This window comes from Flavobacterium hydatis (genome assembly GCF_000737695.1).
GTDB classification, from domain to species: Bacteria; Bacteroidota; Bacteroidia; order Flavobacteriales; family Flavobacteriaceae; genus Flavobacterium; species Flavobacterium hydatis.
Genome location: NZ_JPRM01000029.1, coordinates 16,666 through 30,436, shown reverse-complemented (window position 1 = coordinate 30,436; position 13,771 = coordinate 16,666). Strand labels below are relative to the sequence as shown.

Annotated in this window: 8 protein-coding genes; 3 read left to right on the top strand and 5 right to left on the bottom strand. The window is 32.4% G+C overall.

All coding sequences use genetic code 11. The features are described from left to right. Window positions 1-6 precede the first annotated feature (6 nt). The gene (locus tag IW20_RS17570; RefSeq protein ID WP_081912507.1) at window positions 7-4,854 is read right to left on the bottom strand and encodes a T9SS type B sorting domain-containing protein; all 4,848 of its coding nucleotides are present in this window, start codon (window positions 4,852-4,854) and stop codon (window positions 7-9) included. Window positions 4,855-5,079: 225 nt separating this feature from the next. Between IW20_RS17570 and IW20_RS17565 the strand changes: the two genes are divergently transcribed. After that, complete coding sequence (locus tag IW20_RS17565; protein ID WP_035625302.1) at window positions 5,080-6,816, top strand: tetratricopeptide repeat protein; 1,737 nt, start codon at window positions 5,080-5,082, stop codon at window positions 6,814-6,816. 8 nt (window positions 6,817-6,824) lie between these two features. Here IW20_RS17565 and IW20_RS17560 read toward each other — a convergent pair whose 3' ends face one another. The 4 genes from IW20_RS17560 to IW20_RS26870 all read right to left on the bottom strand — a co-directional run bounded on the left by IW20_RS17560 (window position 6,825) and on the right by IW20_RS26870 (window position 11,356). Next, the gene (locus IW20_RS17560; protein ID WP_035625299.1) at window positions 6,825-7,736 is read right to left on the bottom strand and encodes a GNAT family N-acetyltransferase; all 912 of its coding nucleotides are present in this window, start codon (window positions 7,734-7,736) and stop codon (window positions 6,825-6,827) included. Window positions 7,737-8,076: 340 nt separating this feature from the next. After that, window positions 8,077-10,080 (bottom strand): glucosidase family protein, encoded by a 2,004-nt coding sequence (locus IW20_RS17555; RefSeq protein ID WP_035625297.1) that lies wholly within the window; start codon window positions 10,078-10,080, stop codon window positions 8,077-8,079. Between the two features lie 51 nt (window positions 10,081-10,131). Beyond that, the gene (locus tag IW20_RS26875) at window positions 10,132-11,130 is read right to left on the bottom strand and encodes a glycoside hydrolase family 27 protein (protein WP_243397483.1); all 999 of its coding nucleotides are present in this window, start codon (window positions 11,128-11,130) and stop codon (window positions 10,132-10,134) included. Next, window positions 11,096-11,356: a hypothetical protein gene (locus IW20_RS26870; protein WP_243397484.1), complete on the bottom strand. Its 261-nt coding sequence runs from the start codon at window positions 11,354-11,356 to the stop codon at window positions 11,096-11,098. Before IW20_RS26870 ends, IW20_RS26875 begins: the two co-directional genes overlap by 35 nt. Window positions 11,357-11,607: 251 nt before the next feature. Here IW20_RS26870 and IW20_RS17545 point away from each other — a divergent pair, with 251 nt between their 5' ends. Then, window positions 11,608-12,096: a hypothetical protein gene (locus IW20_RS17545; protein ID WP_035625294.1), complete on the top strand. Its 489-nt coding sequence runs from the start codon at window positions 11,608-11,610 to the stop codon at window positions 12,094-12,096. 127 nt (window positions 12,097-12,223) lie between these two features. Further along, window positions 12,224-13,639 (top strand): AcvB/VirJ family lysyl-phosphatidylglycerol hydrolase, encoded by a 1,416-nt coding sequence (locus tag IW20_RS17540; protein ID WP_081912506.1) that lies wholly within the window; start codon window positions 12,224-12,226, stop codon window positions 13,637-13,639. Window positions 13,640-13,771 lie beyond the last annotated feature (132 nt).

The window sequence follows — 13,771 nt, the reverse complement described above, 5'->3', positions numbered from 1 at the left end:
AATATATTAAGGATTTAAGTGCAAAAAGCCTGTTTTTGTAATGCGCTTATTATCATGATTTGTAAAGCTAAATACATAATAATATGTCCCGAATGGCAACAAACCATTGCCGTTTCCTAATCCTTTATTACCAAATCCTTTAAATAGATTATCGTCTTGCCCGTAACGACTACTTTCGTAGACTAAACTTCCCCAACTATTAAAAATTTCTAGTTTATTGTCTGGAAAAGTTGTTGCTCCTTCAACAAAAAAGGAATCATTTTTTCCGTCGCCATTGGCAGAAATTCCGTTATAGACAACAACATCACAATAACGAATAATGACCTCCACTTCTAGCCTTTTTGAACTTTCGCATTCTGCTCCTATGTATGATGCGTAATATTTATGTTTATCTTCGAGGATTGTAGTCGATGATAACGGAGCGCCTCCAGTAGCAGTTCCGTACCATAATACTTCTTGTTCATTTGTAATAAGATCTGTAATTGTTGCTTCTTTTTCTTTGCATATATACTGTATATTATTACCTGTAGGAGCTAATGCGTCTTTAACAATAATTGCAACCGGAATACGATTACTATAACAATTACCATAATTTGTAGCGGCATAATATTTTCCGCTAGTTATGTTTGTGTTTAATGAAAGACTTTGAGTAGATGTAGCATCAATAAACCATTTTACATTTGTCTTATCAGATACTTCAATATCTCTTATTGTGGGTGCATCTATTAAACAAAATTCTTGTGTAAGACTTAGGAATGTTGGCTCTGGAATAGGCGGAATTGTTACTATTGCTGTAGCTGAACCGCTATTTCCTGATTTATCTATTACAGTAAGTTTTACTGTATTTGCTCCAATATTAGTACAATCAAAAGTTGTTTTATCTAACATTATTTTATCAATAGCGCAATTATCTGTAGAGCCATTGTTAATTTGATTGGCAGTAATTGTAACATTTCCTGTTACATTGAGCTGTACTGTAATATCTTGTGTTATTACATTTGGAATCATTTTGTCTTCTACAGTAACTACAGCAGTTCCAGACGCCGAATTTCTATTAAAATCTGTAACAGTTAGTGTTACGGTATTTGTTCCAATATCACTACAAGTAAAAGCTGTTTTATCGAGTACCAACATATCGATACCACAAGCATCATTAGAACCATTATTAATCAGCGCTGGAATTATTGCTGCGTTTCCTGTAGCATCTAGCTGGACAGTTATATTTTGTATTATAACATTTGGGGCAATCAAATCCTTTACAGTAACTACAGCTATTCCAGTCGCTGAATTTCCATTTTTATCTTTTATAGTAAGTGTTACGGTATTAGCTCCAATATTAGTACAATCAAAAGTTGTTTTATCAAGAATCATTGTATAGATTCCGCAAGCATCATTAGAACCATTATTTATTTGAGCTGCTGTTATAATTGCATTTCCTGTGGCATCAAGCTGAGCAATTATATTTTTTGTCATAACATTTGGAACTATTTTATCCTCGATAGTTACTGTTGCCGTTTTACTGGCTGAATTTCCGTTTTTATCTTTTACGGTAAGTGTTACGGTATTTACTCCAATGTTAGTACAGTCAAAGGTAGTTTTATCAAGTAGGATTGTATCGATTCCGCAAGCATCGCTAGAACCGTTATCGATATCGCCAGTCGTTATACTTGCATTTCCTGTAGCATCTAGCTGAATACTTATATTTTTGGTTATAACATTTGGAGCTATTTTATCCTCGACAGTTACTGTTGCCGTTCCTGTAGCTGAATTTTCGTTTTTATCTTTTACAGTAAGTGTCACTGTATTTGCTCCAATATTAGTACAATCAAAAGTAGTTTTATCGAGTAGCATTGTATCGATTCCGCAAGCATCACTAGAACCATTATCGATATCCGTAGTCGTTATAGTTGCATTCCCTGAGGCGTCAAGCTGAGCAATTATATTTTTGGTTATAACATTTGGATCTATTTTATCCTCCACAGTTACTACGGCAGTTCCAGTTGCCGAATTTCTATTAAAATCTGTGACTGTAACTGTTATGGTATTTGGTCCAATATTGGTACAATCAAAAGTGGTTTTATCAAGTACCATTGTAGCGATACCACAATTATCATTAGAACCTTTATCTATTTGCGCAGTGTTTATAGCTACGTTTCCTGTAGCATCAAGCTGAACAGTTATATTTTTTGTTATAACATTAGGAATTATTTTATCCTCGATAGTTACAGTTGTCATTCTTGCGGTTGTATTTCCGCTTTTATCTTTTACAATAAATATTACCGCATTTGTTCCAATATTGTTACAATCAAAAGAGGTTTTATCAAGTTCCATTGTATCAATACCACAATTATCATAAGAACCATTGTCTATTTGCGTAGCGTTAATAGTTACATTTCCTGTAGCATCTAGCGGAACTGTTATATTTTTGGTCATGGCAATTGGAGCTATTTTATCCTCGATAGTTACAGTTGCTGTTTGACTAGCTGAATTTCCATTTTTATCAGTAACGGTAAGTCTCACCGTATTTACTCCAATATTAGTACAATCAAAAGTGGTTTTATCAAGTAGCATTGTGTTGATTCCGCAAGCATCACTAGAACCGTTATCAATATCGGTAGTCGTAATAGTAGCATTTCCTGTGGCATCAAGTCCTAAAGTAATATTCTTGGTTATAACATTTGGATCAATTTTATCCTCGATAGTTACTGTTGCTGTTTTACTAGCTAAATTTCCATTTTTATCAATAACGGTAAACCTTACCGTATTTGCTCCAATATTAGTACAATCAAAGGTTGTTTTATCAAGTTCCATTGTATCAATACCACAATTATCATAAGAACCATTGTCTATTTGCGTAGCGTTAATAGTTACGTTTCCTGTAGTATCAAGCCCTACAGTTATATTTTGGGTTATAGCATTTGGAGCTATTTTATCCTCGACAGTTACTGTTGCCCTTTTCGATGCTGAGTTTCCATTAACATCGGTAACAGTAAGTGTTACGATGTTTACCCCAATATTAGTGCAATCAAAGGTTGTTTTATCGAGTAGCATTGTATCAATTCCGCAATTATCACTAGAACCATTGTCAATATCATCAGCCGTAATAGTAGCATTTCCTGTGGCATCAAGACCTACAGTTATATTTTGGGTTACAACGGTTGGATCTATTTTATCATCAACAATTATAGTTACGCTTTCTGTAGTACTGCAAAGTTTTTCATCAGTTACAGTTACTATATAACCTCCTGGCAATAATCCTGTGGCTGTGGCTGTAGTTTGTACCGGAGTGGTGTTCCAACTATAGGTATAAATTCCAGTTCCGCCTGTTACGGCAATAGTTGCTTCTCCATTAGCATGCGTACTACAATCGGCATTTATTTGTGAATCTATAGTTGCAATGAGTTCATCAGGTTCTGTTATGGTGAAATCTTGGGTTGCTGTTTCGTTATTAATATCGGTTACTGTTACAACATAATTTCCAGGGCTAAGATTTGTTGCAGTTGCACTATTTCCGCCAGACGGAGACCATGAATAAGAATATGTAGGTGTACCTCCTGTAGTAGTAACCGAAGCCGTACCATCATTTTTTCCATTGCATGAAACATTACTTTCTGATGCTACTGTTAACTTAAGCAAATCTGGTGTGGCAAATGGAGAATTAAATATTGTCGAGTAAGAGGAACCACCATCTTCTGTAACAAAATAAAAATCATAAGCAGTATTAATCGTGAGTCCTGTAATTGGATATGATTTTGGTATATTGGCTACAAGCGCCGAACTTCCGCTAGCTACAATATTTACACCTCCATAATTTACCCCACTTTTTATTTCAGCTATTGTTGGTGCTTGCGATCCAGCGGGTACGACTACATAATATCCTGTTACATTAGTTTGTGATAAAGTATTAAAATTTGCCGAAGTATATTTTATATCCGTAACAACTCCACTTGCATTAGCAATATCTTTAATTATCTCTTCTAAGACTACAACTTTACCAGCAGCGTAATACCATTTAAATTCATCGCTCTCCCCTACAGCAAGATCATTTAATCTAACAAAAAAGCCATAAGAACCATCAGTGACTCCACTACTAATAACACTTGTATTTGGGTTTTGATAAATTACATTGCTCCACTGACAACAAGACTGAATAATGGTGTTGGCACGATTAGAATTTGAAAAAATTATAACTCCTTCTTCTCCTGAATAAAGTTTAAGTGCTTTAGCCCGATCAGTGCTTGCAGTTAAAGGTACAAATGCTTCGCCAACTATATTTCCCCTTGTTTTTTCTGGTCTGTCATTAATTCCAATAAAATCATCTTTTGTACCCGACCAAAATCTTACATTGGTTACTGGAGCTGTACCTATATTTTTAATTTTTACATTAATTATAATAAAGCTTGATTTTTCTTCTAATGTATATGTATTTTCTACCTCTAATAAAGATCCATTTATAGTAATATTTCCTTTAGAAACTATAGTACCGTAACCTTTTGGCGACGTAGTAATTATAAACTGTGAATCATCAACCGTTTGAGCTGTTAAAGTCGCATTAATTGATGAAGATCCGTTTGTATTCCATTCGTTAGAACCATCTCCGCCAATATAATAAGCATTGTCAAAAGGATAATTATCATAGGTTAGTTTTGCCCATAACGATGTTGTAGGATTGTAATAAAAAGGTTGTTGTAAGTTCCCTCCAGGATTTACAGAATTTTCTGTTCCTGTACCAAAACGAAGTATATCGTTGTCTAATACTTTTTGTGCAGAAGCTTTGTTTAGTAAAATAAAAAACATGCATATAGCAATATATGAGTGTTTCGATATTACGTTATCAAAGTATTTTTTTTTCATAATTAAGTTTTATTTATTGCCTGAAACGGCTAACAGAAGAGCGCGCAAAACTACTCTAGAAAGAATTTTTATTATAAAATAAGGGGTGGACAAATGAGGGACAAATGATGAATTCTTCTTTAAAAACCTTATAAATAGCCATTTATAAAACATCTATTTTGTATTATATATTGGCTATGATAGATTCTTATTTTTGTATTTTAGCCAATCAACGATTTCTTACGCATGGCTCACATTATAAAAAAAACGGGGATTCTGTTTGCCGTTTTTATTTTTGCTTTTTTTACCAAATCATATTCGCAAACGCTATCTGTTCCGTCGCAAGATTCACGTGAAAACATAGAACGCATCATTCTTCAGGAAACAGATTTCCAAAAAGATTCTGTACAATTAAAAAAGTTTTTAGCTCCCTTATCACAATCTTCTAATAAGAAATATAATATTCTGTACGACGCCTTACTTGCAAATGGATATTCTAGTTTTTATGATAAAATAAATTCTAAGAGTGATGCTTATTACTTACTTTCTATCCAAAAAGCAAAAGATATAAATGACCCTGCTCTTGTAGTTTGGACACAAATGAATTATTCTAAATATCTTTATTATTACAGAGAAATAGATAAACTTATCCCAACTTTATTAAAAACGATTGAAGCCACAGAGGGCATAAATCCTAATAAAATGATTTTTCCGGGAGAAACTTTTAAAATTTTTGGTTGGATAATGACCACCATTGATGATGAAGATTTGGCTGTAAAATTTTTGAAGAAATCCCTGCATTATACCAAAACTAATTCTCCTGAATATGCCAGTGTTTTAAATGCTATTGGAGTATATTATTTTAAAGAAAAAAACTTCTCTACAGCAATGTATTATTTTGATAAAACTATAGCTGTTTCTTTGCCTATAGGCGACAATATACGTTATGCAAAGGCATTGGGCGACAAAGCGCTTATTTATGATATAAAGGGAGATTATAAAACGGCTCTTCAGCTTTTGCAAGAGGATATTGATTATTCAGAAAAATATAAAGACGAGAAAAATACGATGTATGCCTCAACTTTAATGGCAAAAATTCTTTTAAAACAACAAGATACGGCCAGAGCAAATACGTTATTACAAAAAGCCGAAAAAATTGCTTTGTCTAAACCTTATTACATTAGTTCTTTAAAAGATATTATCGAATTAAAGCTGAATATCTTAAATGGGAAAAACCCTGAAAAAGAATTATTATTAAGGCGTGAACTCAAAAATTTAGAGGATTTATTACTTAAAAAAGATGGAAAAACTGCTTTAACAAAAGCAAATTGGTTTGTTCAGAAAGCCAAATATGAGAACAAAGTCAAGGATACGCAATTGCAGTATGAACAGGAAAGTAAGATGAATAATGTTTATATACTAATTGTTGTTTTGGCGATTTTATTATCTGTTGCTATATTCATCACTTTAAAAAAGAGATTAAAAAATAGTAATCAGGAATATCATAAAAAAATAGTGGGTTATAGAACCGAAAAAAGAAATTACGAGAAAAAACTTAATGATGCCAACCTCGATCTTGATGCTCACATTAAATACCTGCATAATAAGAATCTTCAGGTTTCTAAATTAAAACTAGAACTAGAAAACATAAAACAATCTCCATCTTATTATTTAGAAGAAGAGAAAGGAAAACTTCAGGAATTGTTAGATTCTCACCTAATGACAGATGAAAACTGGAATGCTTTTAAAAAAGAATTTAAGAAAGAATACAGTAGTTTTTATGATACTTTAATGACAGATTTTCCGGAGTTAAAGGATTCTAATCTAAAAATTGTAATGCTTCAAAAATTACGATTCAGCAATTCAGAAATCGCAAGTTTATTAGGTATAACATTAGATGCGGTGAAAAAGAGCAAACAACGCCTAAAGAAAAAACTTGGAGAAAAACACAATCTCTTATTTGAGATTATAGATATGCCTTAATTTTAAGATTAGGTATGAGATAATACGGGAATCATTAGTCTCTGGTTATTGAATATATCTTCTAATTCTGGAGAAACAAACAATGTAAGGTCTTCTTCTTTATAAATATCATAATTAAAATCTGTATTTACAGGGCTGAACCCAAATAGAACAGTATCAATTTCGGCTGTAGCCAAAGCAGAGATAATATCCTCTATATTCTGTTCTTCTAACTGATAAAGTTGAAGTATTGTCAATACATTTTCATCACATTGTGCAATGGCAATAGTCTTTAAGGATTCGATATAATATACCGAATCTTTAAACCCAAAATCAGGATAAGCATAACAATAAAAGAATGTCAGACTACGATTTTTAGTATTGAATGATGAAGTTGATATTGAATTATCTACATAAGTTTCTAATAGTTTACGCTGATCTAAATTGTCCAGATTTAGTTTGGTTACCTGATGACTACTTTCTCTAAATTCTATTTGTTTACTCGCCTGAAATTCTTGTACGGGTAAGAAATTAAACTTAGGGTAAAAGTCTAGAACAGAATCATTGGCAAACAGAAACATACCATTTATCTTGTCTTTGTAGTCTTCTTTAATTCTTTCCATTAAATAGCGAGACAATCCTCTATTTTTATAATCAGGATGTGTCATTACTGTTCCTAATTGTGCCAAAACCAGATGCTCATTCTTAGTTATTGTATCAAAAGTACTTACAGTGGTATGGGCAACAATATGGTTATCATGAAATAAAGAATAAATCATACAATTATCATCCCAATATCCTGATTTATAATAATTTTCAAAATCAAATCCCCATGTTTCATTTGTAAGTTGATTAAACTCTTTACGCAAGTTCTCCTCAGATTGATATTGAATATATAATGTAAATTCTTGTTTGTCGAGTGTAATTGTTTCAGTCTGCATATATCTTTTATTTCAAAATTACATAATAATTGCATTTCTACCACATTATTGTTTTCTATAATCTCAAAAAATAGAAGAAATATAATGCACAATATATAGCAAATAAAACTCGTTGGGTGTAATTATTTCTTCTATTCTGCTCAGTCATAAAGCCTTATTTAACACATAGAAACATAGATTTTATGTGCAAAAAGAGCACAAAAAGAAATACATTTCTTTCACATAGCTAGCTTTGTGTATTTTAAATAAGTGAAACGTTTTTTTAGTGCACTAAAATCTATGTTTCTATGTGTTGAAAATAAAGATTAAATAAACACTTTATATAATGACTTTCAATAAACTATTTATCAAATAATACCTTAACTGTATCTCCATCATTAATAACCTTTTCTAGTAATACTTTTTTATCATCAGAAATAGTTACTTTTAGTTTTTTGTTTACTCGTTTTACAACAATATTAAAGTCTTTACCAAACGCATGAATATTACGCAAACCCATTTCTGGCCACGATAACGGAAGACGAGGTGTAAAGTCAAAACCTTTTAAACTCGTTGGGCGAATACCAAATAATCCTTCGGTAAAAACTCTACAATACAAACCGCTTTCTGCCGATAAATGACGCTGATTTCCTTCGGGATAAGCTTCAACCGGATAAGGAACATGATCTCCTAATAAACGACGTGTAGAATAATAATGTAAAAAATCGATTGCCTTTTCTGTTTCACCAGCAGCCAAAACTCCTCTTAAAGCATACAAAGTCGATCTATCCCAAAAGGTTTTATCGCCCGAAAGACTTGCAAGACCATCTTGAGTCCATAATTTTGGAGAAAATAATGCAGCAATAGTTCCTTCCTTTCGATCATAAATACCCATTGTTAATGGTGTACAAATCCATGCACGCAAGACATCATTTTCTTTATAATATTTATAGGTTTTAAACCCTTCGATTGTAGAACCAAAATATTTTTCGATTGCTGATTTTAAGTTTTTTGCCTGAGTTTTATAAGCATTAAGTTGTTTTTCGCTTTTATCTAAAGTCGTTCCTAGATATATTGCTGAGTTTAGCGCATCATAATACAATGATGATGTATTAAGATTTGCTTTTCCAGCAGGAAAACGCCCTTCTAACTCATCTGAATCTGATGTAACAACTCCCTCGGAATTTAGTTTTAACTTACAATATTCTAAACACCATTCTATCAGTGTCCACAATTGTTTGGCTTCGATAATATCACCTTTTGCAAGAGCATAACGTGCAGCGCCGTAAGCAATCATGGCAGCATCTCCCCTGTCTCCTGCTCCATCCCAAATGTCTGTTCCTTCGGCAATGATAGAACTTGGTATTGGTTTGTAGTCTTTATTAATAAATCGTGCAAAATGAAGATATGCATTTAGAGAAGCTTTATTACCGTAATCATATCCTAAAAAAGGAAAAAAAGGTCCAATATACTCCGCTTCGTCATTTGCCCAAATTGCGGCATAATATGCTTCTCCACCAGGACCATGCATTGGCCCTCCTTTGGTTTCAAATATACTTTCGGCAGCTCTTAATTTTGCAAAAGCAAATTCAGTATTTAATATGGTATCAGGAGTTTCTAATACCAATTTATTAGATAATTCCTTAACCAATTCCAAACGTTTTATTTTTTCGTTTTCAGGATTTAATTCGGGTAATACTTCATTCGAATTTCCTGCAAAATAGATAACTGAAAAGCTAATTATATCATTTGGTTTTAGAGTGTAATAACCTTCATTTAATACTTTAGATTGAATAGTATAACTTCCTTCAGTTCCATTTATTGGATTTATATTATAAATGGTATTCGATTTCGGAATTTCTACTGTATATTCTTTTCCAGAAACGTTTTTGATAGTATATATTTCGCAATAACTTGCCTGAGTCGTTGTCGGAAAATATTGTCTGGTTAGCTCAAGTGTTTTGCCAACTTTGCTCTTTACTAATAAGGTACCATTAAGCATAATCGAAACTACTTTTTCGTTCTCGATAGCCTTATTGTTTACCGTTACCAATTTTAAATGATCTTGTGTAAACCTTCGAGTAAGACTTGCGTGTGTATTGTTCGGGATTGTCCTTAACATAGGCCATATAAGGCTTCGGGTTGCATGAAAAGAACTATCTGCGGCAACTCCGTATCTTATTACACAAGAGATTTTCTTGCCGCTCATCTCAATATGATCGTCATGAGGTATATTATTAATGTTCCACGAAATAGCTCCGTCTGTAGTAATTTGCCAACGATTATTTTGTTGTGCAAATGATTTACCAGATACAAGGCAAAGTATAATAATTGCGAATTGTTTTATTGTAAAAGCAGTATTCATTGATTGAATTAAAATTTTTAGAATTGTCTTATTTGTTTTTTATCGAAAAAATTATGCTTTGCTCAATCGATACATTAAAACTCCATGAGGTTCTATAGTTTCTTTTAGTATTTTGGCAGTTGTTCCTGTATTTTTTTTACGCCAAACATCAAATAAGTTGTATACATTCTTGTTATCCAAGTTATATTTATAAATAGCATCTACAATATTTTCTTTACTCCAATCAAAACTAACAGACTTAGATTCGGTTTTACGATTTATAAAGCAAACAGCCCAATCTCCGTTTTTAAGAGGTTTACACCAAACCTGCAATCCGTCTTTATCAAGGTATCTAAATCCTTGTATTCCTAATTCATCCTGATCAATATCCAGTACATCTTTATTAGTAAGAATCTCAAGCGTTTGCTTAGACATTTTTCGGATATCGTTACCAGCAATTAATGGTGCTGCCATCATACTCCAAAGAGAAAAGTGTGCTTTATCTTCATCATAGGTCATTCCGTTACCAACTTCGAGCATATCAGGATCATTCCAATGTCCTGGACCAGAATATTTACGAAGGTTAGACTGAAGATCGGCAATATGCATCACGCTAAGTGAGTTCCAAGTTCCTTCATCATGAACCGAATCAAAGATTTGATAAATATCTTCGGTAGTTCGCCATAACTGCCCAACGCCTTCGCCCCACTCCCATGGTTTGTTTACGCCCCACTCGCAGATACTAAATACAATAGGTCTTTCAGTCTTCTTCAGGGCAGTACTCATTGTTGTATAAGCTTCTTTGGCATTAATACCAGTAGCAAAACACCAATCATACTTTAAGAAATCAATTTCCCAAGCAGCATAGTTTCTTGCATCTTGATATTCATAACCACGTGTTCCCGGATATTTCTGGCACGTTAATGTTCCTGCACAGTTATATAATCCAAATTTTAATCCTTTAGCATGAATATAATCGGCAACAACCTTAATACCATTAGGAAATTTTTTAGGGTCAGGAACCAGATTACCTTGATTATCTCTTTCCATTGCCATCCATCCATCCATCATCTAGAACCAAATAGATATAACCAGCATCTTTCATTCCTGAGGAAACCATGATATCGGCAGTTTCCATTACCATTTTTTCATTAATATCAGTATGAAAAGTATTCCAACTATTCCACCCCATTGGTGGTTTCAATACCAAATTATCTAATTTTTGCGCATTTAGTTGTGCACAAAAAAGTGCAATAGTCATTAAAGTCCAAATCTTTACTTTTAGAAATCTTCTCATTTTTTAAGTTTACTTTTTTAAGCAAACCTACATGCAATCTGAATTTAACGCATATAGTATATTAGCTTTAAATTATACTATTTTATCTGATTGTGAATTTTTGGAACGGGAGTTCATGAGATAATTAACAAATGTTTTTTATCTGATAACATAAATATATCATTTATAATTGTACTAAAAATAGTACTATATTTACATCTGTAAAATCTTATATCGTAAATAGTAGGAATTAAGAATTAATATTAAAGGTTATGAAGAGAGTAATTATATTTCTTATTTTAATAGCTAACTTTAGCACTTACGCACAACAAGAACAAACAACAGCTACAGAAAAATGGACTTTTCCCATAAAAACCAAATTTACTGTAAAGGTTATTCCAACTAGCACTGGAGATTTTAAATATTCAGTAATTAAAGTTGAGCCTTACACCAAGATAGTTGACGCTTCGAATAGCGCTAAAGTTTTTAAGAAAAAGGGTGAGAAAGAAACAATTGAATTTTGTTTCTGTTTAGAAATACCTTGGGATAGGGATCCTAAAAAAGATGCTCCATATATGATGCTTTTAATGAACAACAGATCTAAATACTCTTTTAAATTCAAAACTGAAATTCAAACTGAAAAAGATGGAGTGTTTAAAGAAATTTCAAATATTGGAACACACGCTGGTTCTGAAACAAGTGACAGATGGGCTAAAGAAACTTACCAAATAAGAATTAGCGAATTTGAATTAAAAAAATAATTCACAACTGTCTAAAACATCCATCACTAAACCAAATCAAATTTATATTTAGTTTAATTTTTATTACAGAAAATAGTATCTTTATGTAGTTATCAACCAATATCTTAAGATTAAAAACTTAAATCATATGATACTACAAAAGATAAAAACCATTGGGTTTAATCGAACCTTAATTACTGTATTATTCCTGATGTTATTTAATACAGTAATTTTTTCAATACCCAAAGACACACTTGCCTATAATGGTTTTGGATATCTTACGCTTTATAAACCAAGCAAAACAATCAATAATGTGGTTATTTGTATCTCTGGCGATGGTGGTTGGAATAGCGGAATTGAAGGTATTGCACTTCATCTAAAAAACGAAAACACTTTACTTATTGGTGTAGATATTCGTCAGGTTTTTAAATCTATGAAAAAAAACAAATCTGCTTGCCTCTATCCTGCTGCTGACTTTGAAAGAATGAGTCAATTTGTTCAAAAAAAATTAAAATATCCAACCTATACCGTGCCCATTCTTTTAGGATATTCCTCTGGAGCAACTTTAGTTTATGGGCTAGTTGCTCAAGCTCCACAAAATACTTTTAGAGCAGGAATTGCACTAGGATTTTGTCCAGATATAAATATAGATAAACCATTATGTACTGGTTCTGGAAAATTTACTTCAACTAAACTAGAAAATGCTAAAGGTTATGATTTAGGACCCGCCGAAAATCTTAAAACTCCTTTTATATCCTTACAAGGGCAAAATGATCAAGTTTGCAATTATCAAAAAACTGTTGCTTTCCTAAAAAATGTATCTAATGCAAGAGTAATATCACTTCCTAAAGTTGGACATGGTTATGGACAGGAAAAAAATTGGGTTCCGCAACTCATGGAAGCTTATACTACAATCATAAACGCAAAAGAAGAGAACAGCCCAGAATTAGCTGCAAAAAACCTTAATCTTCCATTACATATTACAAATACCAAAGAAAAAACAAGTCCATATATGGCTATATTTATATCTGGCGATGGCGGATGGACAGATTTTGATCAGCAAATGGCAAGTGCATTTGCATTAAAAGGTGCTCCTGTAGTTGGTCTTGATGCATTAAAATATTTTTGGCAGAAGAAAAGCCCTGAAGAAACTACTGCTGATATTTTAAGAATAATTGAAGCTTATAGCGAAGAATGGAAAAAGGAGAAAATTATTCTAGTTGGTTATTCCTTTGGAGCAGATATCGTTCCGTTTGTGTATAATAGGATTCCCGAAAAATTCAAAAAAAGTATTACAGGATTAGGTTTATTATCTCCATCTAAAGAAACTGATTTTGAGGTTCATGTTACCGAACTTTTAGATATTAATACTTCATCAGGGTTTTCTGTACCTAACGAAATCAATAAAATAAATGATATACATCCAATCTGTTTTTTTGGAAAAGATGAAGATGATCTCCCGATTAAAGAAATTTCAAAAGAAAACGCAAAAATTATATATCTGGATGGAGGACATCATTATACCGATGCATTTGTTGCAATAGCAAAAGAAATGTTGCCTTAAAATTTTGTCCAAAAATTGTAATTGCTACATTTCAAAGATTCAAAATATCAAACTATTAGCTTAATAAGGTTTCATTTTGGAATTTGAAACCTCATTAAACTCTCATAAATGGGATTGAATTTAGTATTATTA